At 65.4% G+C, this 21,859-nt stretch carries 21 protein-coding genes; 11 read left to right on the forward strand and 10 right to left on the reverse strand.

Features of this window, described 5'->3' with window-relative positions:
- A partial coding sequence (locus VFC51_05690) for an ABC transporter substrate-binding protein (GenBank protein ID HZT06502.1) occupies positions 1–903 on the forward strand: 903 nt, incomplete at its 5' end.
- Positions 904–942: 39 nt separating this feature from the next.
- Here the strand turns inward: VFC51_05690 and VFC51_05695 are convergent.
- From VFC51_05695 to VFC51_05710, 4 genes are all read right to left on the reverse strand, one after another.
- The gene (locus VFC51_05695; GenBank protein ID HZT06503.1) at positions 943–1,638 is read right to left on the reverse strand and encodes an iron-containing redox enzyme family protein; all 696 of its coding nucleotides are present in this window, start codon (positions 1,636–1,638) and stop codon (positions 943–945) included.
- Positions 1,639–1,674: 36 nt separating this feature from the next.
- Entirely contained in the window at positions 1,675–3,255 is a 1,581-nt protein-coding gene (locus VFC51_05700; GenBank protein HZT06504.1) for an ABC transporter substrate-binding protein, read from the reverse strand.
- A 327-nt stretch (positions 3,256–3,582) separates the two neighbouring features.
- On the reverse strand, positions 3,583–4,443 hold the full coding sequence (locus tag VFC51_05705; GenBank protein ID HZT06505.1) for a hypothetical protein: 861 nt from the start codon (positions 4,441–4,443) through the stop codon (positions 3,583–3,585).
- A 9-nt stretch (positions 4,444–4,452) separates the two neighbouring features.
- Entirely contained in the window at positions 4,453–5,493 is a 1,041-nt protein-coding gene (locus VFC51_05710) for a hypothetical protein (GenBank protein ID HZT06506.1), read from the reverse strand.
- Between the two features lie 196 nt (positions 5,494–5,689).
- Between VFC51_05710 and VFC51_05715 the strand changes: the two genes are divergently transcribed.
- From VFC51_05715 to VFC51_05725, 3 genes are all read left to right on the forward strand, one after another.
- Positions 5,690–6,424: an SDR family NAD(P)-dependent oxidoreductase gene (locus VFC51_05715; protein ID HZT06507.1), complete on the forward strand. Its 735-nt coding sequence runs from the start codon at positions 5,690–5,692 to the stop codon at positions 6,422–6,424.
- A 26-nt stretch (positions 6,425–6,450) separates the two neighbouring features.
- Positions 6,451–7,521 (forward strand): hypothetical protein, encoded by a 1,071-nt coding sequence (locus VFC51_05720; GenBank protein HZT06508.1) that lies wholly within the window; start codon positions 6,451–6,453, stop codon positions 7,519–7,521.
- A gap of 376 nt (positions 7,522–7,897) precedes the next feature.
- Positions 7,898–9,607: a peptide ABC transporter substrate-binding protein gene (locus tag VFC51_05725; protein ID HZT06509.1), complete on the forward strand. Its 1,710-nt coding sequence runs from the start codon at positions 7,898–7,900 to the stop codon at positions 9,605–9,607.
- Between the two features lie 133 nt (positions 9,608–9,740).
- Here VFC51_05725 and VFC51_05730 read toward each other — a convergent pair whose 3' ends face one another.
- Positions 9,741–10,658: a hypothetical protein gene (locus VFC51_05730; GenBank protein ID HZT06510.1), complete on the reverse strand. Its 918-nt coding sequence runs from the start codon at positions 10,656–10,658 to the stop codon at positions 9,741–9,743.
- Positions 10,659–10,911: 253 nt separating this feature from the next.
- Complete coding sequence (locus VFC51_05735; GenBank protein HZT06511.1) at positions 10,912–11,163, reverse strand: hypothetical protein; 252 nt, start codon at positions 11,161–11,163, stop codon at positions 10,912–10,914.
- A gap of 245 nt (positions 11,164–11,408) precedes the next feature.
- Here VFC51_05735 and VFC51_05740 point away from each other — a divergent pair, with 245 nt between their 5' ends.
- Positions 11,409–11,900: an ester cyclase gene (locus tag VFC51_05740; GenBank protein HZT06512.1), complete on the forward strand. Its 492-nt coding sequence runs from the start codon at positions 11,409–11,411 to the stop codon at positions 11,898–11,900.
- Positions 11,901–12,100: 200 nt separating this feature from the next.
- Positions 12,101–12,547 (forward strand): response regulator, encoded by a 447-nt coding sequence (locus tag VFC51_05745; protein ID HZT06513.1) that lies wholly within the window; start codon positions 12,101–12,103, stop codon positions 12,545–12,547.
- A gap of 28 nt (positions 12,548–12,575) precedes the next feature.
- On the opposite strand, the gene VFC51_05750 is transcribed toward VFC51_05745, so the two are convergent.
- Together VFC51_05750 and VFC51_05755 are read right to left on the reverse strand one after the other, a co-directional pair.
- A complete protein-coding gene (locus VFC51_05750; protein HZT06514.1) occupies positions 12,576–12,941 on the reverse strand; it encodes a response regulator in 366 nt (121 codons plus the stop codon).
- Between the two features lie 136 nt (positions 12,942–13,077).
- Positions 13,078–14,055, reverse strand: coding sequence for a dihydrodipicolinate synthase family protein (locus VFC51_05755; protein ID HZT06515.1), 978 nt, complete (start codon positions 14,053–14,055; stop codon positions 13,078–13,080).
- 620 nt (positions 14,056–14,675) lie between these two features.
- Here VFC51_05755 and VFC51_05760 point away from each other — a divergent pair.
- From VFC51_05760 to VFC51_05770, 3 genes are all read left to right on the forward strand, one after another.
- Positions 14,676–16,394 (forward strand): ABC transporter substrate-binding protein, encoded by a 1,719-nt coding sequence (locus tag VFC51_05760; GenBank protein ID HZT06516.1) that lies wholly within the window; start codon positions 14,676–14,678, stop codon positions 16,392–16,394.
- A 21-nt stretch (positions 16,395–16,415) separates the two neighbouring features.
- On the forward strand, positions 16,416–17,648 hold the full coding sequence (locus VFC51_05765) for an MFS transporter (GenBank protein ID HZT06517.1): 1,233 nt from the start codon (positions 16,416–16,418) through the stop codon (positions 17,646–17,648).
- 78 nt (positions 17,649–17,726) lie between these two features.
- Positions 17,727–18,482 (forward strand): class II aldolase/adducin family protein, encoded by a 756-nt coding sequence (locus VFC51_05770; GenBank protein ID HZT06518.1) that lies wholly within the window; start codon positions 17,727–17,729, stop codon positions 18,480–18,482.
- A 97-nt stretch (positions 18,483–18,579) separates the two neighbouring features.
- On the opposite strand, the gene VFC51_05775 is transcribed toward VFC51_05770, so the two are convergent.
- Positions 18,580–19,302 carry a 3D domain-containing protein gene (locus VFC51_05775; GenBank protein HZT06519.1) on the reverse strand — a complete coding sequence of 241 codons (723 nt, stop codon included), beginning with the start codon at positions 19,300–19,302 and terminating at the stop codon, positions 18,580–18,582.
- Between the two features lie 393 nt (positions 19,303–19,695).
- Between VFC51_05775 and VFC51_05780 the strand changes: the two genes are divergently transcribed.
- The gene (locus VFC51_05780; protein ID HZT06520.1) at positions 19,696–19,866 is read left to right on the forward strand and encodes a hypothetical protein; all 171 of its coding nucleotides are present in this window, start codon (positions 19,696–19,698) and stop codon (positions 19,864–19,866) included.
- On the opposite strand, the gene VFC51_05785 is transcribed toward VFC51_05780, so the two are convergent.
- Complete coding sequence (locus VFC51_05785; GenBank protein ID HZT06521.1) at positions 19,863–21,038, reverse strand: Rieske 2Fe-2S domain-containing protein; 1,176 nt, start codon at positions 21,036–21,038, stop codon at positions 19,863–19,865. The two genes, VFC51_05780 and VFC51_05785, sit on opposite strands and share 4 nt — an antisense overlap.
- A gap of 265 nt (positions 21,039–21,303) precedes the next feature.
- Here VFC51_05785 and VFC51_05790 point away from each other — a divergent pair, with 265 nt between their 5' ends.
- The gene (locus tag VFC51_05790; GenBank protein ID HZT06522.1) at positions 21,304–21,792 is read left to right on the forward strand and encodes a hypothetical protein; all 489 of its coding nucleotides are present in this window, start codon (positions 21,304–21,306) and stop codon (positions 21,790–21,792) included.
- Positions 21,793–21,859 lie beyond the last annotated feature (67 nt).

Below are 21,859 nucleotides of genomic sequence, written 5' to 3' on the forward strand. Positions count from 1 at the left end.
GGCACAACCCAGATGGCCCTCAACTCAATCGGGGTCGATCACCTCATGCGGCTGAAGAACCAGTGGGCCCCAACGCGCGATGGTGTGACCGGCCTCAGCATCAGCTCGCTGACGGCGGCCCAGTTTCAGATGCGGCCCGACTATGCAGATCCTCCGGCCATCCTGGACGTCCGCGTCCGTCGCGCGCTCGCCCACGCCGTCGATCGCCAGACGCTCTCCGACACGATCTGGGCTGGAGAGCTGAAGGTTCAGGACTCGATCTTCGATCCGACAACCCCCTACTACCCGACTATTGAGAAGGCGATCATGAAATATCCGTACGACGTCGCCCTCACGGACCGCCTCCTGAACGAAGCGGGACTCACCAGAAACGCCGACGGGGCGTACGTTGGGCCCGAAGGCCGGTTGCAGCTGACCTTACAGGCGCCAAGCAACCGGCCCGAGCTGCCAATCCTCGCGGACGGATGGCGCAAAGCCGGGATTAGCGTGCAAGAGCAGGCGCTCTCGAGTACTGACGCTCGGGATTCACAGGTCCGCAGCACGTTCCGGTCGGTATCGATCAACACCTCGGGCGGCGAGGAGAACCAGCAGATCGCCCTCAACCGAGCGTCGGAGATCACCAGCGCGGAGAACCATTGGCGCGGGGAGAATCGGACGGGCTATGTCAATTCCGAGTACGACCGCCTGGCCGACGCCATCAGCGTCACCCTCGATCCCGATCAACGCAACGAGCAACGGGCGCGGCTCGCCAGGATCTTGAGTGAGGATCTCCCGATCCTCACCCTCACCCCAAACGCGAACCCCTACGCGTACCTCAATTCCGTCAAGAACGTCGGCACGACGAGCATGCACACCACGGGTCGAATCACGTGGAACATCCACCAATGGGAGGTGGGTGGTTAGTCTCCAACCACAGGTGCCGGGATCAGGGGCCCGGCTGGCTCACTCTTTGACGGTCCAGACGTCGTAGAGCAGCTCGAGGCGTCGGAGCGTCGTCCTCCGGGTCAGGTCCTGCAGAGCCGGCGTGGAGATGTACGCCAGGGCGACATCCTTCGCGAGCGTGCCATGGTCCTCGTCCGCTTCCACGTGGACTGTGAAGAACCTCGCCTTCTCGGGCGGTACTCCGTAGTGCTCGACAAAGCCGCGTCCCAGTGCGGCCGCTGCCGGCGGAAATGTTGCCTCGGCGCCGAGCTGCGCAGCCAGAACCACGAACCACGGGAGCGTGTGCACGATAAGCTCGGCGAAGTACAGGTGCGCCGCGGTCGCTGGGGCCATCGGCACCGTATCGAACTCATCTCGGCGAATCCCGAAGCAATCCGCGAACTCGAGAAACATGTCCGGATGACCCGCGCTTCCGGGCAGGAGACCGCGGGTCTCCTCTTCGACCACCTCGAAGAGGCGCGGCTGAAACACGGGGTCGCTGCACGCGAGGTACCGCAGCATGGCGATGCGCGGCACCGCCCGGCGAAACTGGTAATCCTGCAGGGCCCAGGCGCGGATGTGGTCGCGGCTCGCCGTACCGGCGCTGACAGCCCGGACGAACGGGTGGTGCACGCGCAGATTCGGTGACGTCGCGATCTCCTGGGTGAGTCGGCGCACGAACTCGACCGAAGATACCGGCTGGGCCGCGCCACTCATGCGCTCGTCATACCTGACCCGGCGTCTCGCCCCGTGTCAATGGAACGTCCACAGATGGACGTTCCAGGCGACGTCGCTCGTCGGTACGACAGGCTGCGGGCCCGTCAGGCCGGCGGCAACAGCGGTTGTCGTTGGATTGAAGTACAGGGAGATCACTGCCGCGTCCTCGCTGAAGATGCGCGCCATGTCAGACAACAATCCTACACGGTCGGCTCGGTCGAGGGTCGAGTTTAACCGGTCGACGAGCCCGTCGAATTCTGGGTTCACCCAGCCTCCGCGGTTGGACCCGCTCCACCGATTGTCTGGTCGCGGAATCTCACTGCTGGCGTGGTCGGCGAGCGTCGCCTCGCCAGCTGGCCCGCTCGTGGTCGAAAGCCCAGAGTTTGTGTTGCGGAGCTGGCCGTCGCGGGCCTGCACGGCCGGCCACACCACCTCCTCAATTCGGAATCCAGCTTGGCGCCAGGTCGACGCCATGATGGACATCTCCGTCTCGTTTTGTGGCGACTGCAAGACCGCCAGCTCGGTCTCGAACGCCGCGCCGCGCGGCCCGACGAACACCCCGTTGGCCGCCTTTCGGAACCCGGCTTCACTCATGAGCTGCTCGCTCCGCCGAACGTCAAACGGGTATTTCGTGGCCGCCCTATCCACGTCAGCGAAGTAGTCCGCGGTGGGTGGGACGGGATTCTCCGTCATGATTCCCTCGCCCTCGAACAGGGCTGCGTTGAGGGTCTCCTTGTCCACTGCGTAGGCCAACGCGCGCCGCACGTTTGGGTCGCGCAGCTCGCGCGGATCAGCGTACTCGGCGCGCTGCTGAATCTGCGTCCATCGCCAGAGGCCCGGGTAGACGAGCACGGAGCCGGCGTTGAGCGGCGACCACCGCTGGCGCAATATGAGACCTTGCTGGAACCGAATCGAGTCGTCGATGGTCATGTGCGCCTCTCCCGCCAGCAGGTTGGCGAGCGTGGTGTTGAAGTCGGGCACCCAGGTAACGCGAATACGCTCGATGTTCGGGCGGCCTAGGGCATGCCCGTCGAATGCAACGCCCTCCAGGAACGTTCCCGGCTCCCACCGATCTAGTCGATAGGGACCAAGCCCGATGAACTCCGTGGACCAGTAGGGGAGCGCGGCAAACTGGTCCCAATTGGCCTGGGCGAAAGCGGGCTCCAGAATGTGGCGGGGGAGCGCCGGAAACGATGGGGACGTGCCACCGCCACCCGCCGCCTCCAGCGCGCCGGCGTCCGGATAGAGCCGCTTCCACCGGATGAGCACCGTTCGATCGTCGGGCGCGAGGACCTCCTCCATCAGACCGACTGGCGGTGAGGTGGCCTGTCCAAGCTGAGGAACGGCATACACATGCCAGGAAAACACGAAATCGCTTGCGGTAAGGGGATGCCCATCGTGCCAGGTCAATCCCGATCGAAGATGGTAGGTGGTTTCCATACGGCCATCCGCGAATACCTGCCACGAGTCCGTGCCCAGCAGCGGCAGCGTGTCCGCCAGATATGGCTGGGCGAGCCCCCGGTCATCGGGGAGCACCAGTCCCGCGTTGAAGAGCCTTGTCTGGCTTCCACTGGTGAGACCGAGCGATTGGATCGGCTTGGCAGCCAGACTCGGCATCTCAGACCGCGCGGCCAACACGAGCGTTCGCGCCCGTCGTTGCGTGCCCGGCTCTGCGTTTGCGCCCTCCCGTGCTCCGCTCTGCGGAGCACAGGAGGAGGAAAGCCAGAAACTCATGAGAATGAGAACGACCAGCCACTTCATGATCAGCACCCCCGGGAGATTCCGGAAGCACTATGGACCGAAATCCCCTCGCGCTGCCCCGTCCGGAGGGGTGGTGGGCGCTTCGCCCGCGGGGTGGGACGCAGGGGCACGGCCCGTTCGTCATCAGAACTGGCGAGCGCATGCGCCGACGCCAGAGATCAGGCGCCGTCCGACCCCGTTGGCCTATAGCGGCGACGTCACCCCGAGAAGGGCGAAGATCTGTGGCAACAGGAAGAGCCGGCGATCGTCCCGAATCAACGGCGCGCCGACGATGTCGGGCCCCTGCTTGGCCGCGCTCGAGCGAGCTTCGGCCTTTCGCCGCGCGACATCATCCTGGCGCCGGCCGCCTCCCGCTTCCAGCGCCTGGGAGACTTCGTCGAATTCGAGCCAGCGTACGTCGTCCGGGGCGTCGATGCAGCCCACGCGGGCAAGATGCTGGCCCACCCGCGCGATGGCATCATCGAACGCCTTCGCGCCCTTCCGGATGACGAGGTCCCGAAACTCATCGATCGCGTGAAGCGCCTCGTCAAGCCGTCCCTGCCCCACGCCGCCCTGGAGCAGCGCCGTTGGACAAACGACGGCGCGGACCGGGGCGAACCACTGATTCGCGCGGATCCTCCGCAGCCGAAACCACGCCTCGTGCAGCTCCTCGCCGCTCACTCCCGTCGGGGGGAACGCCGCCATCCGTTCGAGGTCCTCCTGTACCTGCGGCCGGACATCGTCGCGCCACGTCCCGAGGACGTCGCGGAATCGAATGGTCCGGTCGTTCACGTTGCGAATTCGTGCCTCAATGTCGCGGTCGGCCAGACCAGAAGGAACCACGGCTAGGTAGAGCTGACCTTCGACGGACCGTTCGCGGATCTCATACAGGGGAAAGTACAGACTTTCCAGCGCGTGCGTGAGCCCGTACGTGAACGCGTGAACCGCGCCGGTCAGCTCCAAGGGCGTCGGGTGCGTCGGGAGTGTCCCTCCCACCCGTAGCCAGCAAAGCTGGCCGTCACCTGCCGGCCGCCAGGAGCGGGCGTGATGAGCTGCGGCGGTCATGGCAGCCTCCTAGTTCCGCGTGACGGCGAGAAGCTGGATGGGCTTCGGCTCCTGATGTACGCATGACCACGAGTCGCCGCGGTCCGGGCTCATCCAAATCTCGCCCCCCTTGACCGCGCCGCCCGCGACGGCGTAGTTCCCCATGAACTCGCTCGCACTGAAATACACCCGGTCGCCGTCGACGGGATCGGCGCACATCCCGTTGGTTGGCCGTACGATCATCTCGGGCAGCCCGCCCTCGAGCTGGTGCCAGCTCACGCCATCGTCCAGACTGCGAAAGACCCCCGACTCCGCGCCGGTCGGCCGAAGCCACGACGGTGGGCTCCCCTTGGTCGCGGTGAGGAACAGGGCAGGGCGCTCTCCGCCCAGCACGGCGAAGGCCACGACGTCGTCGCGGGTGATCCCCGACTCGACCTGGACCCAGTCGCGACCGTAGTCCTCGCTCCGATACAGGGCTCGGGCGGTCCCACCGAAGACGACGTTCTCGCGGGTCGGGTGGCTGTGCACGATGTGGCAGTCGATGTACTCGATGCCGTCGGTGATGTCCTCCCAGCTCACCCCGAAGTCGTCGCTTCGGAGAAAGCCGCCATGTTCGATGGCCACGTAGATCCTGCGGGAATCGTGGGGCTCGATGTGCATCGATTTCACGTGCCCATCGTAGGGATACTGGGGGAACCACCACTTGTCGCGGGCGGCATCCGGCTGGCGTCGCAGCGAGGTCAGCTCCACCCAGCTATCGCCGCAGTCCTGCGATCGGAAGAGCGCGACGGGCTCCATGCCCGCGTACACGGTGGACGGGTTCGATGGGTCGACGTGCAGGTAGTAGACCGACCCGGCGAACGCATGGTCCCAAGAAGCGCCGCGGTCGCTGGAGGTATAGATGCCGTCCCGGAGCTTCGCGTACATGAGTGAGGTGCCCTCGGGGGCGACAAAGGCCTGCACGTGCTTACCCGGCAGGAGGGTTCGCTCGTGCTCCCAACGACCGTCCGCTTCTCGGAGCTCCAGCACGCCATCCGCGGTACCAAGGTACATCAAACGCTGGCTGGTCATAGTCCCGTTCTCCTCCTCATGTGCGCGCCCACCGTTCGCGCGTCCTCCCGTGAGCATAACCATGGACATACCGCCCCGTCGTCGGGTCGTGTTTAGCATAGGACCTGGGCGAGCGGCTGTCCAGACACCCGCGGTAATATCGGACTCGCCATTGACGGCAGCCCGTCAGGCCGGCGATGGCAGGGGGGAGAGAAGCATGCACGAGGGTAAAGTCGTCATCATCACGGGGTCCGGCGGCGGCATCGGACGCTACGTCGCCAAGACGTTTGCCCGGCAGCGGGCGAAGGTCGTCGTCTCCGACATCAAGCCGCTCGACAACGTATCGAAAGACCTCGAGGAGGCGGAGGCCGAATACCTGGCGATCCCAGCCGACGTCACGAACGTCGATTCCGTGCGCAACCTGGTCGACACCGTCATGGACAAGTACGGACGCATCGACGTTCTGGACAATAACGCGGCCATTGTGACCCACTTCCAGTGGGGAACGGGCGTGTGGCCGCGAATCGCGGAGCTGGACCCAGCCTTCTGGGACAAGGTGATTCGGACCAATCTCGGTGGGTGCTTCAACTGCACACGATACGTGCTGCCGCACATGGAGGCGCAGCGGTCGGGGCACATCATCAACATGATGGGCGGCTCCAACGCGGTCGGTGGGTCCCCCTATCAGGTCTCGAAGACAGCCATCGCGCAATTTACGCACCACATCGCCCTCGAAGAGCGAGATTACAACATCTGCGCCGTGGCGATAGGGCCGAACCCGCCCGGCATCACAGGCATCGCGACCGAGGACGCGCCCGCGGAGGCGCGGGCGCGCATGCGCAACGTCGATGTCGTCGGCGATCGGTTCGTCATCGCCGCCACGGCCCCGATGGAGTTCAGTGGCAAGCGCATCGACGTGCGGGAGGATGGCACAATCGTCGCGCTGGACTAGCAATGAACGGACGATGGAGGAGTATCATGGGCGCGAAGCACCGCGCGCGATCTTGTTGGGTGGCCGTCGTTTCTACCGGCGCCGCCATTGTTTCCCTCGCTGTTTTCCTTATCGGTCCGGGCCCCGTACGGGCCCAGGATGATCCAACGCTCCTCCGCGAGCTGGCCGTGCGCCTCTTGGACCAGCAGTACGCGTACGGGTCGGCCACGACGACCGCTCAGGAGCGCGTGCAGCTCCTTCCGGGTCGCCTGCCCGATGACCCATCCCTCGCCCTCCCCACACCGCCCGGTGGCCGCCTGATCGGCAGCATGGTTCGACCGGCGCAGCAGGTCGGACCGGGCGGAACAACCACCTCGCGGGAAACGGTCTCCATCGTCTATGACGTTCCGGGTACACCAGATTCAGCCGAGCAGATCTTCACCCAGGCCGTCCTTGACCTCGGATGGACGCCGGCGCCGATCGCGTATACGTCGACGGGCGGATTCCAGCAAACCAGGACGCCGCGCTCGGCGACGTTCTGCCAGACCACGGGACCCGCTGAGGATCCAAACTCCATCGGGCCTTCCCTGACGGTATCGGTTACCCCGGGCGCGCCCGGCTTCTCCGACGTTCGCGTGTCGACCTCGGGCTACGGGCCACCTTGCTGGACGCCGACGCTTCCCGGCTCGGCTCGGGCCTTCAGTCCGTACGGAGGGTCGTATGGCCCTGCTTCCGCGCCAAGCCTCCCAACCCTCACCGCTCCGGACGATGTAGTCCTTCAGAGCGTCGGCGGCTCGTACGGCGGACTGGGGAGCACCGCTTCGGAGGCGCGCGCCACGACGAGCCGGACTCTGGGCGAACTCTTCGACATCTTTGCGCCCCAGCTCGCCGCCGCTGGCTGGGAGCAGATCGAGAAGGGCGCGACGGAAGGCGTGGCCTGGAGCACGTGGCGCGTCCCGAGCGACGACGATATGCTCGGCATGCTCTTGCTCATCCGTCTGCCGGGTCAAGATCAGACGCATCTCGCCGTTCGCGTCTATTCGACGTCGACCGGGCCAGGTTCTTTGGAATCCCCGCACAGCTCGGTCCCTGCTGCTCCGCCAACCCCCGACGAATAGCGGACTCCTCTAGCCAAGCAGATCGAACCAGACCTTGGTCGGCCCGAAGCAAGCTTCAGCAAGTGAGCTGTCGTAGCGAGATGGCCGCGGTGGCGGACGGTACAGTCACCGTCCGCCACCGCTCTATCGCTCAGGGATCGCAGGGACCGGGGCGCCCATCCCTGCCCCGAGCACGGGCGCCCGCGATTACCGTAATCCACGGGAATTTTCGGAGAGCGAGAGGACATGATCGCGCGCGTAACCCGCTGGGGCAGACCGCTGAGCCGCTTCGGCCGAGTCCCGCGCGGGATCTTCGCGCGCAGCATCGAAAACTTGACATCCAGCCTCGGTTATCCCAGAGTGGGCGGGTACGGCAGACTGTCCAAGGGAGCAGCTGATGTCCGCTCGGGCCAATCTGATGCTGATTCTGGGCGCGATCGTCGTGGCCGCATGCGGTTCCCCGCCCGCCGCGTCGCCATCGTCGCGCGCCGACGTCGAACCCAGCCAGTCGCAGCCCATCGCTGCTCACACGCTGGTCATGGCCACCCGCGTCGAGGTCACCAGCCTCTCGCCAGCGCCCTTCTGGCAGCACCGCTTCACGTACCTCTCGACGCCCCGCCTCTTCAATGCGGACCTCACCCTCTTCGACCAGCGCGGAGATCCGCATCCCTATCTCGCTGCGCAGCTTCCCCAGCTCAATACCGATTCGTGGCGCGTGCTGCAGGACGGCGGCATGGAGACGACCTACCGTCTTCGGCCAGGGCTTACCTGGCACGACGGGCAGCCACTCTCCGCGGAGGACTTCGTGTTCGCTTGGCGGCTCCTCACCACCCCCGAGCTCGGCGCCGCCAGCTCCCAGCCCCAGGGCCTCATGCAGGAGGTCACCGCGCCGGATTCCCAGACCGTCGTCATCCATTGGCGGCAGCTCTATCCGGACGCGGGGACGCTCGCCGATGAGTTCCAGCCGTTCCCGCGCCACCTCCTGGAGCAGCCGTTTCGAACACAGAGCGCGGAGAGCTTTCTGGCGCTACCCCACTGGACTCGCGACTACGTCGGACTCGGGCCCTATCGCGTCGACGGTTGGGAGCCGGGCACGTCGATTGAGGGCGTAGCGTTCGACGGCCACGCCCTCGGTCGCCCGCACATCGATCGGATACGGCTCTTGTTCATCAGCGATCCGAACACCGTCCTCGCGAACCTCCTGTCCGGATCGATCCAGATTGCCATCGAAAGCTCGATCCGCTACCAGCAGGCCTTGGTCCTCCAGCAGCAGTGGGGCCAGGGCGGCGGCACCGCGATCCTCTGGCCGTCCATCTGGCGTTCGATCCAGGTGCAGGTGAGACCCGAATATGCAAACCCACCATCGCTGACGGACGTGCGGGTGCGAGGAGCGATTGCCTACGCCCTCGATCGCGAAGCGATGAACGACGCGGTGCTGAACGGCCAGGGCGCCATCACCGACACACTGATCTCGCCGCTCATGAGCTACTACCCGGATGTTGAGCGCGTCGTCACCAAGCACCCATACGACCCGCGACGGAGCGAGCAGCTGATGGGCGAGGTCGGTTATGCGAAGGGCGCGGATGGCATTTACGTCCGAGGCGGCGAGCGGTTCGTGGGAGACCTCCGGGTCCTGGCCGGTGCCCAGCAAGAGGTCGAGCTACCGCTGCTGGGCGGTCAGCTGCGCGCGGCTGGGTTCGACGTCCAAGAAAGTGTGATTCCACCGGTCCAGGGCCAGGATACCAAGTACCAGGCCACGCTCCCGGCGTTCTTCGCGGGTGGCGCGGGCTCCGGCGAGCGAGCGCTCCCCAACTTTTCGACCGCGGCAATTCCAACGGCGGACAATCGCTGGTCCGGGCGGAACTACAGCGGCTGGTCGAACACGGACTACGATCGACTGGTGGAGAGCTTCCTATCGACGCTGCCGCGCGCCGAGCGGGTGCAGCAGATCACGCAGATGGCGAAGATCCTGAGCGACGAGCTACCGGCCATCACGTACTACTTCTCACCGGACGGCGTCGCCTACCTCGCCGGGCTGACGGGCCCCCAGGTCGTCGTACCGGACGTCGCCACGACCTGGAACGTGCACGAGTGGCAGCTCCAGTAGCGGCGGAGGCCGCTGAGCGCTGCTCATTGGACGCAGCCCGAACCGCGCTTTCGTACTCCCCGGGCCGCTTTTGCCTCCGTGATCGCATCGCCAAAGACGCCTGGACGGTCCATTACCGACTGATCCACCATCCTCAGTCGGCCGCTGCTGCTCCCGTGTCCGGGGCAACGAACTGCGCCGGGCTGGCCTCCCGATGGACGAAGCTTTCCAGAGAGACGGTGTACTGACTCGAATCGCCATGGTATCGGACGCAGTATTGCGTCGGGTAGTAACCGGCCACTTCGACGGCTGGCGGCGTCTTGATTGCGGTGCATCCATCCGGCTGACCGCGCAGATATGCCAGCGTCACCATGTCTTCGATAAAGGTGAGGTGCCCGCCATAGGTTCCGTAGATCAGCGTGTTCGTGAAAGGCTGACCGTTGAACTCCGAACCGGTCAGGTCGATGAGGTGATTGCCCATTGCGGGAGCGACTGCATCGACGTTCGCGTAGTCGGGCGGCATGAAGTTCCGGGGGAGCGGCATTCGGGCGGTATCGAAACTCGTGCAATCGACGAACTCATCACCGCACGCGCCCACATTGATCGCAAACGTGTCGGCGATCGGGGCCAAGTAGAAATGGACGTCGAAGTGTGGCACGTCGTAGACGCCCGGGGGAATGTGCCCGACGGGATTCCAGTTGAAGAGCACCCACTTCAACGGAATGTCCGAGCGTGTTGCCACCGAGTCGGGAAGCGGAATGACGAACTCGTGAGTGCTCTCGCATTCGTCGGGCCGCGTCACGACGCCATCTCCGTCTCGGTCGTAGCAATGGTGCTGGTCCGTATGCGCGCTGGGGAGTCCGTCGAGCACGTTGGCTGCGAACACGATCCCGATGGCGGTTGGGGTGCCGTCGGGCTGAAGTTCCGCGTACGTCGTGACCTGCCCATTACCCACGTGAGCACTTGCCCCCTGGGTCCGTTGCGCGCTTGCGTCGGGGATGGCAACGGCGCCCGCGACCACAAGCGCAGCGGCAACAGCCGAAAGCCGCCGGACGACAACTCCTCCTGCCACTGGGTGCCTCCTTTATGGATTGCAGCTCGGCCGCGATGGCCGCCGCGCAATAATAGCACCCCCGCCAGGAACAGGCCTCGCCGCCGTTGTGGAGCGGCTCATGACCGTTGATGCCGCAACCAGGATGAAAGACGCGCGGCGGAGGCTGACGGCCCCAGGGACCTCCAGCCTCCGCCTCCGGGATCAGCAGCACGGTGACGCGCAATCCCCCGGCGAGATCGCGCTCGTCGGGAGACCGTTCAATCTGGCCGAGCTAGGCCGCGCGCGGCTCCGACATCTTGAAGTCGTCGAGCCGATCCTTGTTGAAGATCACGAACACCTCGTCACCCGTCACCGAGGAGACGCACGACGTGGGCAGCCAATAGTCCGGCTGCATCGCGGCGCTCACCTTGAAGCAGTCTTCTCGCACCTCCCCAACATGCCCCAGATTGTCGTGATCGCGCGTGAACACTTCTGCCTCGATCGGCACGTGGTGCGTCGTACCGGTTAGATCGATGCCCGCCATGGCTTCCTCCTCTGTTGGCTGACGTACCGAGCTGCTTGGCTCCATTGTGCGTCCCTGAGGAGTCACGCCGAGGTAGCGCTCCGTCACCGGCGGGTCAACGCGGTGGGATGCTGCGGCCGAGGGCGAGGAAACGCGCTTGGACGCAACGTCTGCCTGACACGGCGGTGTATGGTTGCTGGTGAAGCGGGGCGCCCGACCTGGACCCCGCGAAGTCCAGCGCGAAGCTTCGATGGAGGCATGCCGCCATGCGGGAATCGGCGAACGCGGGCTCGTCCCCACAGGATGTCGCCCTTTTGCGGGACCGCGAGGCCAACACCGCCCTCGTCCGGCGGGTCTACGAGGAGTGCCTGAATCACGGCAATCTCGCGTTGCTGGACGAGTTGATCGACGAGCGCCTCGTGGATCACAGCCTATTCGGAGGCGGCACGGGCCACGAGAGCTTCAAGCAGCGGTTTCGCGCGGTGCGCTCCGCGTTTCCCGACGCGATCATGACAATCGAAGACAGCATAGCCGTGGGTGACAAGGTGGCGTGCCGCTGGACGTTACACGCCACGCACACCGGACCTTTCGGAGCCGTGGCCCCCACCGGCCGCCACGTCGTGGTGAGCGGTATGAACATCTGTCGCGTGCGGAGTGGCAAGGTGGTCGAGCATTGGGCAAACTTCGATCACCTTGGCCTCCTGCAACAGCTTGGCGTCATGACTCCACGGGGCACGCAGCCATCGACGGGCGCCTGATTCGCGTCGGCGCCCACGGCACGCCGCATATCGAGTCCCGCACGCTCCCCGGCGGGCCCCAGCAACGGAACGCCTGCGAACCGTAACGGCCGGGCAACGATCGGCTACGGTGGAAATTGCCCGACGGGTTCACGCTTGAAGGAGATCAGGGCCAGCTTGGCGTGTCGCCGAGCTGGGCCGCTGGCTCCCGGAGGGCGTGTATGTGGCGAGGTGAAGTACACCGACCTTACCTCATCGCGCGATACGGGGAAAGCGCCAGAGCGCCCGGCGCGTACACAGCGAACGGACGGGTTCTCGCCGTTGGCGACCACGATAACACGCGGCGCGTGCTGTCGTCGCTGGCGCGGATCGAGGGCTGCGACGTCCGGGAAGCGCGGTCGGGCCCCGAGGCCTTCGAGATCATGGCGCGATGGGCGCCGAATATGTTGTTGCTCGATCTCCCGCATCCCACGGATCCACCGGCCGCGAAAGCGCTCTTGCGCTCATATCGGGCCGCGTCTCAGCTCCCCGTGGCGATCGTCGTGCTGACGGAGACCGCGCTCACCGCGGCCGAGGAGGCCGAAATTGGCGCCGAGCGGGCCCTGGCGAAGCCGTTTTCCGTCGTGCAGGTTCTCCAAAGCCTCCAGGAATTCGCCGCTTGCGGATAGCCCGCGCCCGACCCGGCCGCCCGGCGCGTCACGACGCCGAGCGCATCACCCGTTCGATGCTTCTGAAGAGCCGACCCAGGTCGAAGGGCTTGCTGATCCACGCGGCCGCCCCGATCTCCCGCGCAGCCACCTCGCCGTTATCGTCGGACGTCACCACGATGATGGGTATTGCAAGGCCGCGGTCCGCTATCTCACGAGCAAAGCCGCGGCCGTCGAGCACGGGCATGTTGATGTCGAGAAGCACCAGCGCCGGGAGCTCGCGCCCAACCTCCAGCAGGGCGGTTTGCCCGTTAGTGGCGACGCTCACGCGAAATCCCCAGAACTCCAGGCCAGCGGCGACGCTCGATCGGAACAACGGATCATCGTCCACGACGAGGATCAGCTCATCGGACACGGCTGCGTTCCAGGGTACAGAGTCGGCTTCCTGTTCGGATCGTAGCCGACGAGTCACATGCGATACCGTTGCGGAGCGTAACAGATGTGTAAACCGCTGCACGCCGAACGTCACCCGGTCCGGGACCCCTGTGCCGCTACGCGCGCTCGGCGCGTACGTACTTCTGCCTCAGCTTGGTCCACGCGGCGGCATGCTGCTCCGCCTGCATCTTCCAGTGCTCCGGCAGGTCGCGATACGGGGACCGCATCGGTCCTCCCTTGATGTACCCCGCGGCGTTCGTGAACCACTTGTTGACCTGCGCGTTGTACTCCGGGAAACCCGTCACGAACTCTCCGCGAGGGACCGCGGGCGGCACGGAGCTGATATCCTCCCAGATCTCTTCGACGCGCGCGGAATCGTTCTTCAACATCGCGTCCGAGAGGGCGACGACCGGCTCGGGCCCCATCGCGATGGTCGTCGACCAGAAGGCGCTCACGCGGCTACCCACCATCTTGTAGGCCGCGTACGCGTTGGACTGGCCCGGCTGGAAGTTGATCCGCCCGCCGGTGGCGTCGAGGTCTTCTTTCAGGTGCTCGATTCCATAGGCGATCTTCGTCGTGATCACAGTGGGCGCCTTCTTCGCGACCCCCTCCCAGAACACCGTGGGGAAATTGGACTTGAAGAACATGGCGTTGGCGTAAACCATGATCGGAACGTCGGGCAGCGCTTGGCTCAGCTCAGCAAAAAACTGGACCGAGTTCTCCATCGTCGGTGTCTGCCACAGCGGGAGGCCGACGAAGGAGCCATCGGCGCCCAGGTCTCGGAATCCGCGCATTTGCCGCAACATCTCTTTGGTGCCAAGCGCCGTGGCGCCGCCGAAAACGGGAACCCGCCGGCGCGCGACTTGCACGATGGTGTCGACAAAATCGCGCTTCTCCTCCCAGAGGAGGGCGGCGCACTCGCCGGTCGTCCCGCAGGCGGCGATGCTCCCGACGCCGGCGCCGATCAGCATCTCGGTCATCCGCGCGGCTTCGTCGAGGTCCACCGAATCCGGGACGTCCCAGCCCCCAGCGCCTTCTTTACACGGTGTGGGCACCATCGCGGTTACTCCTCGGATATCTCGCGCCGTGAGCATCGCTCCTCCTCTCTGATCTCGGAATTGGCCCAGCGCACGCCCCGCGCGCTCGTACAGGGTCAATCCTACTCCATCGGTCTACGCAAACAGACTTGACTACCCGGGCGCTATTCGACCTCGGTCCAGCCGTACATTCCGCTCTGAAAGTGCGGCCGCACCAGACAAATGAGGAGGTAGCGACCTGGCGCGGCAAACGAGCTTGCGGGTATCGTGAAACACGTTCCATTGGCAAGGCAGCCTGACGTCAGTGATGTCCATTCCGAAGCACCCGGTTCCCCCGCTCCACGGGATCGCCCCTTCCTGGGCTGCAAGAACCGTGGCCGGCAGCGCGACAGCCGCCATCTGGCCGGCTGCGAGGGTCACGTTCCAACTGAGGCGGGATCGATCGAGGACGCGTGTCGCGGCGCCGATATGCTGGATTATCTCCTCCTCCTTCGGCAGTCGCGACACCAGGCCTCACGTCACCGCCCGCGAGCCGGATCATTACATCTGCGTGAAGGACCGAGACCTTCCGCAAGTCCGTCGACTTGTGCCCGTCCGGACTGGGTCATAGACTCGGCCGAAGGCGCTCAAGAGCGTTGGGGCGGGGAACCCGCGAAATCCGTAAGAGACGACCAGCCATGCGATTCGGAATCCTCGCGGTCGCCGTCGTCCTGCTCGCCGGCTGCGCCTCACCGGCCTCGCGGCAGGCCGGCTCCGGGGAGCCCTCTCGAGCCGGCCAGCAGTCCGCGGCGCACCAGCCCACGACCCTCCAGGCGATCATGAAGGTGGAGCCCGCCAGCCTTGCCGCAAGGCCTGTGGTTGCGACGGGCATCAGCATCGCCTTCGCTCAGCGTTTGTTCAACGCCACCCTCGACATTACCGATGGTCAGGAGCGCTCGCATCCGTATCTTGCGGAAGCGCTTCCCCAACTCAACACCGATAGCTGGAAGGTCTCGCCGGACGGGCGGATGGAGACGACGTGGCGCCTGCGACCGAACATCACCTGGCAGGACGGAACGGCCCTAACCGCCAACGATTTCGTCTTCGCCTGGAAGGTCTATTCCACGCCCGATCTCGGGCAGAGCTCATCGCCGCCGTTCGCGCAGATGGACGAGGTCATCGCGCAGGACGACCGAACCGTCGTCATCCGCTGGAAGACGCCGTACCCGGACGCGGCATCGATGAACGGCGAGTACCAGGCCCTTCCGATGCATCTGCTTCAATCGGCCTTCGAGCAGGATGACGCCGCGGCCTTTTCCAACGAGCCGTTCTGGGCCAGCCAATATATTGGACTGGGCCCGTACAAGCTCGACCGGTGGGAGCCGGGCGCGGAGATTCAGGCCGTCGCGTTCGACGGACACGTCCTGGGGCGCCCGAAGATCGACCGAATCGTGATCCACTTCGTTCCTGACGAAAACACGGCGCTCACCAATTTGCTCTCTGGCGATGTGCAATGGGCCACGGATCGAACTATCCGGTATGAGCAGGCGAAAGTGCTCAAAGAGCGCTGGGGAACCACCGGGGGAACCCCGATCCTCACGCCCGCGCAGCCGCGGTTTCTGGAGATCCAGGTCCGTCCGGACCTGGCCAATCCGCGCGTGCTGCTGACGGTCAAGGGCCGCCAGGCGCTCGCCTCCGCCATGGATCGCGACGCGCTGAACCAGGGGCTATTCGAGGGCCAGGGCGTGCCCAGCGAGACCATGATCACGCAGTACTACCCATACTTCAAACAGGTCGACGGGGCGATCACAAAATTCCCCTTCGACCCTGCGCGCGTTGCGCAGCTCTTCGGCGAGGAAGGTTACGCGAAGGGGCCGGATGGATTCCTCAGCAGCGCCGGGGACCATCTCACGATTCCCTTCCTTCAGGAGGCCGGCGACCAGACTCAACGTGAAATGAGCATCATCACGGATACCTGGCGCCGGGTCGGCATTGACTCGCAGGTCAGCGTCATGGCCTCTTCCCAGCTACGGGACTATCGTGTGCGAGCGACATTCCCCGGTGTGTACTCCACGGCAACGAGCGCCGCGGTGGAAGGTGGCACGAAGAACCTGCAAAACTTCGTCAGCTCGCAGATCGGCACCGTCGACCGCGGCTGGCGCGGATCGAACTATGGTGGCTGGTCCAACGCAGAATACGACCGGCTGTACAGCGCCTTCAGCACCACGCTCGAACCCTCGGAGCGAGCCCAGCAGGTGACGCAGATGGCCAAGATCATCAGCGACGACGTGCCGTTCATCATGATGTTCTTCAACTTCAACGTCTCGGCCCACTCCGCGGCATTGACGGGGCCAGATCCCAACGCGTTTGACACGTTGGTCGACTGGAACGTCTATGAGTGGCAGATGAAGGAGTAGTCCGCGAGGGCGGCTTCGGCGATGACCTGGGCGCGCGACCTTTCGGCCGATGGATGGCTGCTCTTCGCGACGTGCTGGATGCGAAACTTCGCCTATGGGTTCCTGTCGGTCATCTTCGGCCTCTATCTGATCAGCCTGGGCCTTCACGTTGCGGCGGTCGGCGCCATTGTTACGGCGGTCCTGGCGGGCGGCGCCGCGCTGACCCTTGTGCTGACCTCCTTCGCCGATCGCGTGGGACGTCGCCTCGTCCTCATGGCAGGCGCCGTTCTCATGGCGATATCAGGCGCGGCGTTCGCATGGACATCCCAGCCGGCGCTGCTCACCGCCGCCGCCATCCTGGGCTCGATGAGTCCCTCGGGGAAGGACGTCGGGCCATTCCTCTCGATCGAGCAGGCGATCCTTCCCCAGACCAGCGCGCCCGCCCGTCGCACGGAGCTGTTCGCGGCCTACAACATCGTCAACTACATCGCCACCGCGATGGGCGCCGCCATTGCCGGCGCACCGAGCATCGTGGGCATTCCTGTCCAAGACGGATTTCGTCTCCTATTCCTGGCCTACGCCGTCGTCGGGGTTCTGCTCCTGGCGCTATTCGCACGCCTCTCCCCCATGGCCGAGGCTCAGGAAGTCACCCGAGTCGCCACGTCAAGGCTCTTCGGCCTGCAGCGCTCTCGGGGCGTTGTCGCGAAGCTCGCTGCCCTCTTCGCCCTCGACTCGTTTGCCGGCGGCTTTGTTGTCCAGAGCCTTATCGCCGTCTGGTTCAGCCTCCGGTTCGGCGCGGGGCCGGGGACGATCGGGGCGATATTCTTCGGCACGAACCTCCTGGCGGGCGCCTCATTCCTCGCTGCTGCGCCACTCGCCAGACGCTTCGGCCTGCTCAACACGATGGTGTTCACGCATCTGCCGTCCAACGTGCTGCTCCTCTTCGTGCCGCTCATGCCGACGGTGGAGCTGGCCGTGGCCGTGCTCCTCGTTCGCTTCCTGTTGTCCCAGCTCGACGTGCCAACCCGCCAGTCGTACACGATGGCGATCGTCGACCCATCCGAGCGCGCCGCCGCGGGCGGGATCCTCGCCGTGAGCAGAAACGCGGCGGCCGCCCTCGCACCGCTGTTCGCCGGCGCGACGCTGTCGCTTCCCGTCCTCGGGCTACCGTTCCTGCTGGCTGGCGGGCTCAAGATCCTGTACGACCTGGCCATCTTTCAGACGTTCCGTCGCGTGCGACCTCCCGAGGAACAGACGGTCCCCTCGAGGGCGTGAGTCATCGAGTTGGCCCGATGCCGGGCGGCTGCCCTACACTGGGAACGCCAAGCCTCGATATACGTAAGGAGAAGCGCCATGTCCGGTCTCGACGACGTGCTCGAAGAGGTTGCTCTCGCCAGCCGCATGCTATTCGAGATGGGCCTGGCGGATGCCGCCACCATCGAACGGGGACACGTCAGCCTTCGAGTACCGGGCCAGCCGGACCGATTTGTCATCAAGGCGCTGGGGCCGGCGCTCTCGATGACCCGGAAAGAGCACATGGTGGTCGTCGACGTGAACGGCTTCAAGGTCGGCGGTCCGCGCGAGCTGAATCTTCCGAACGAAGTCAAGATGCACTCGTGCATCTTGCGGGAGCGGCCAGACGTTAACTCCGTCGTCCACGTCCATCCTCGCTACACCGTGCTCATGAGCGTCCTCCAGGAGCAGCTCGCGCCGATGTGCATCGAGGGCATGCAGCTCTTCAACGAGCCGCTCCCTCTGTTCCCCAGTCCCAGGTTGATCATTCGCGAGGAAGACGGTGTCGAAGTCGCAAAGCTTCTCGGCGCCCGAGACGCGATCTTGCTCCAGGGCCACGGGGCGGCTACGGTGGGCGCCGACATGGAGGACTCGATCACGAACATGCTGTGTTTGGAGGAGCAGGCCCGAATGAACTATCTGGCCTTCTGCGCGGCCGGACGGGACCACGCGGCGCTGCGTCCCGAGCAGCGAGTCGAATTCGCGCAGAATATGCGTCGGCTGGGCGAGCAAGAGCACCTGAAGCCCGAGGTCGCGCCCACCCCTCGGAAGCCAAGCGGCATTTGGAACCACTACGCGCGGCTGGCGGCAGAGTAGGGACGGCGCCCACCGCCTGGGCTCCGTGCCATCACCGGAACCGATCGCCGACCCCGACTCGCGGGGCCGTCGGGGCGAGCCCGATCGCGGGTTTGCATCAGGGGCCCGGGTGGGGTGGCGCCGCCGGACTCGTCCGATCGACCACCGTCACGACCAACGTATGCACGCCGAACCGAAACGCGGATGCCTCGTCGGGAAAGAAGATCTCAACGCGGTCGCCAACGACCGCGCCCCCCGTGTCTTCGGCGACGAAGAGCGTGTCGAACCCCTCGATCTGCAGGTGCGATCCCAGGGGGATCACACGTGGATCGACGGCCACCGTCCCCCAGTGAGCCACCGTCCCGGATTTCGTGATGGTCCCATTTGCTCCGTTCCCGGGCTGCTGCCAGGAATATGCGGTCACGGTGGCGGAGAAGGCGCGGGATCCAACCCCTGCCGCCTGCACCGTACCGGATCGCGAGGCTCGAATGTCGGGTGGATCGAGGAATTCACCGGCCGTCCACCCTTGAGCGCCCGCCTGATCGTAGCCGGTGACCAGGTACCAGTCGCGTCCGTCGCCATCGAATCGGGGGCCGCGCACGATCTGGACGGTGGTTCCTTCCGGGAGGAGCGCTTCGGCGACGAAGTCGAGGCCCGGGCCGGCGCGCACGAGGAGTCCGTCACCGCCGGTTCCCGCGACCCGTGCTGTGACAGCAGTCGGACCCAATCCCGTTTGCACGCCCATGGCCGTCGCGGTGGCTGGCGGCATGACGAGGCCAGTGAGGAGGGTGCTGAGGATCGTCATTTTGTAGCCGAGCCCAATCGCTTGCCAATCGTGCATGCCCGCCATCGATGCGGCGCCCAAACGACTGTCCGGTCGGGCGCTCGAGGTTGCCGGTTCGCGGCGCATTCGCCGACGCGCACCGGACCGCGTCGCTACAGCCTAGGCATCGGCAACGATACCAGTCAACACTTTTTGCAGATCTGCGGCGATTATGTAACGGCAATGTGAGTTTTGTTTGACGCGGCCGTGACCGATGCGCGCGACCCTCCGGGGGCGCCACGACCTAGGACATTCAGCTGAGGGTAACTCGCTGAAACGTCATTCCCGCGGCGCGGACCGATCGCTCCGCGGAGCACGCGAAGCCGCGATAATCGTCGTTGAGATACCGCCGCCCAGCGGCCGAGCGCCCTCTGCCACGCTCGGCGGGGCCATCGTAGGGGGGAAGGTCCAGTGGCGATGATTGAGGGTGCGATCCGAGGCGCGCCGGCCGTCAAGATTGGACCGCGAGGCCGACGCATTGGCCGCACCGAGGAGCTGGCCATCGAAACCATCGTCAAGGCGGCGAAGATCTACGCGTTGGCCGCACTGGACATCTGCGGCCGCGACCGGCCGCCCCATTAGCGGGGCTGCGGCGGGAAGCGCTGGACCATGGCGAGCCACTGGCCGAAGTACGTGTTGATCGGCGGCACATCCGGATCGCGGATCACGCCAACGGGATCTACGCCTCGCCGCACCTTCTCGATCTCCCGCTTGAGCACCTCTCGGTAGAGCAGGATTCCGCGGTCCGAAGTCGCCAGGCGCTCCTGGGTCCGGTCAGCGATCGCCCCCTGGGTCTCGAGCGCCATCAGGTCCTGCGCTTGCACGCCGTCCATCCGGTACGTGGCGACCGGGTACACCGCGTCCGCCGGGCTTTTCGTCGGCCAGATGCCCCGGCGCAGTTCAGCGCCCCCGTTCAGGTCGCCCGGATGCCGGCCCGGACGGGCAGCGCCCGGAACATCGCCAACGTCCACCCACACGCTATAGCGAACCATGTGGTGGTCGTCGATCGGTACGCGCACCCCGATGTGGTTATACGTTCGTTGAGCATTCGGGAAGATCATGAGATCCACATCGTCGTAGCCGCTGGCGTGCCGCTGCCGGCGCCTGATCCCGAATGGCTCCTCAGCGTATTCGAGGGTCTGGAGGGAATCGATGCGGCCGCGCGCGGTACTCATCCCGGCGACGCCTCGCTGCGCGCTGTCCTGATGGAGAATGAACACATGGGCTTGGTCCATGTGATTCTCCATTCCCTGGAGCCAGTTACAGTCGAAGCGCTGCGCGCCGGTGGGGAAGACCGGTCCAAAGTCCGCAATGTCCCAACGCGGAAGGACGGGCGCCGGGCGCGGCCCGAGATATGCCCAGTACAGCCCGTATTGCTCCTGTACCGGGTAGGCCGGGTGCTTGACGGTGCGGTGGAGGCGACTATCGTGGGGCTCGGCGGGGGTTTCGAGGCAGTTCCCGTCGACGTCGTAGAGCCAACCGTGGTAGGCGCACGCAATGCCTCTTTCCTCGACTCGCCCGTAGAGCAGCGACGCGCCCCGGTGCGAGCAGTGATCGCCCAACAGGCCGATCTTTCCGATGGCGTCGCGGAACAGGACGAGGTCCTCCCCCAGGACGCGAACGTGCGTGGTCGGCGTCCGATCACTGCGGTCGCTCACCGGGGCAATAGGCAGCCAGTATCGGCGGAACAGCTCGCCGCACGGCGTGCCCGGCCCCACCCGCGTGAGCAGCTCATTCTCCTCCGGGGACAGCACGATCACCTCCCGCCCCTCGCCGGCTGACGGAGCAAACGGTCCAGGGGAATTCACCCCATACATCACACCCCAGACGGGCGTAGAGGTCAAGGGCGGGCGCGTGATTGCTGCGCCCTTACACCGGCATTACAATCGCCACTTACTGACCTCAGTGGAACCGCGAAGTCACGGTTCCCGCGAAGGGTACCAGCGAGTGCAGCAACCCGCCGTCTGCAACGAGGCGCCCGTTGAAGCTGCGCAGTCACAAAGGGGGACGGTCAGACCCATGCCTCAAGTCGGGGAATACGCTGACATTTTTCGGGCGTTGGGACGGTTCTTGGACGACCTGAACGCCGCGAGCGTGCAGATCGACAATCAGGGCGAATACATGGCCGTGCGGTGGAACCGCACGCTGGGAAGCGTTCAGGAACGCATCTTTCGGGAGCGCGACCTCGATGCGCTCCGGGAGCAGGCGCGGGCGATGCGCCGCGGACTGCTAAAAGCGAGCCCCAGTCGCGGGAGCCTCGCCGAATTGCTTCGAACGCTTGGTCAGGAGCTCGACCGCGACAAGATCGAAGTCAGCACGATTTCTCAGAACGAGGTCGGGTTCGATCTAACGGGCACGGTCGACCGCCGGTACGTTCGGCGGTCGTATGTCCTGAGCGAGCTGGAGGCGATATCCACGCAGCGGATGGTCCTCCGAGGAGGCGCCGCACCTCCCGAAGATACGTCTTACGCCGCTCGCTTCAAACGGTTGGTTGATCAGGGGCGGTGATGGTGCGGACGCCGACCATCGGATCTCACGGCTTTCGGTTCGCGGTCGCGCTGGCGCTTCCGGGCGT

The organism is Chloroflexota bacterium (assembly GCA_035652535.1).
Taxonomy (GTDB): Bacteria; Chloroflexota; UBA6077; order UBA6077; family SHYK01; genus DASRDP01.

Excerpts from the sequence above, each read along its gene's own strand:
- VFC51_05695 (HZT06503.1), bottom strand. The coding sequence starts at position 1,638 with ATGAGTGGCGCGGCCCAGCCGGTATCTTCGGTCGAGTTCGTGCGCCGA.
- VFC51_05700 (HZT06504.1), bottom strand. The coding sequence starts at position 3,255 with ATGCCGAGTCTGGCTGCCAAGCCGATCCAATCGCTCGGTCTCACCAGT.
- VFC51_05705 (HZT06505.1), bottom strand. The coding sequence starts at position 4,443 with ATGACCGCCGCAGCTCATCACGCCCGCTCCTGGCGGCCGGCAGGTGAC.
- VFC51_05710 (HZT06506.1), bottom strand. The coding sequence starts at position 5,493 with ATGACCAGCCAGCGTTTGATGTACCTTGGTACCGCGGATGGCGTGCTG.
- VFC51_05715 (HZT06507.1), top strand. The coding sequence starts at position 5,690 with ATGCACGAGGGTAAAGTCGTCATCATCACGGGGTCCGGCGGCGGCATC.
- VFC51_05720 (HZT06508.1), top strand. The coding sequence starts at position 6,451 with ATGGGCGCGAAGCACCGCGCGCGATCTTGTTGGGTGGCCGTCGTTTCT.
- VFC51_05725 (HZT06509.1), top strand. The coding sequence starts at position 7,898 with ATGTCCGCTCGGGCCAATCTGATGCTGATTCTGGGCGCGATCGTCGTG.
- VFC51_05735 (HZT06511.1), bottom strand. The coding sequence starts at position 11,163 with ATGGCGGGCATCGATCTAACCGGTACGACGCACCACGTGCCGATCGAG.
- VFC51_05740 (HZT06512.1), top strand. The coding sequence starts at position 11,409 with ATGCGGGAATCGGCGAACGCGGGCTCGTCCCCACAGGATGTCGCCCTT.
- VFC51_05745 (HZT06513.1), top strand. The coding sequence starts at position 12,101 with ATGTGGCGAGGTGAAGTACACCGACCTTACCTCATCGCGCGATACGGG.
- VFC51_05755 (HZT06515.1), bottom strand. The coding sequence starts at position 14,055 with ATGCTCACGGCGCGAGATATCCGAGGAGTAACCGCGATGGTGCCCACA.
- VFC51_05760 (HZT06516.1), top strand. The coding sequence starts at position 14,676 with ATGCGATTCGGAATCCTCGCGGTCGCCGTCGTCCTGCTCGCCGGCTGC.
- VFC51_05765 (HZT06517.1), top strand. The coding sequence starts at position 16,416 with ATGACCTGGGCGCGCGACCTTTCGGCCGATGGATGGCTGCTCTTCGCG.
- VFC51_05770 (HZT06518.1), top strand. The coding sequence starts at position 17,727 with ATGTCCGGTCTCGACGACGTGCTCGAAGAGGTTGCTCTCGCCAGCCGC.
- VFC51_05775 (HZT06519.1), bottom strand. The coding sequence starts at position 19,302 with ATGCACGATTGGCAAGCGATTGGGCTCGGCTACAAAATGACGATCCTC.
- VFC51_05790 (HZT06522.1), top strand. The coding sequence starts at position 21,304 with ATGCCTCAAGTCGGGGAATACGCTGACATTTTTCGGGCGTTGGGACGG.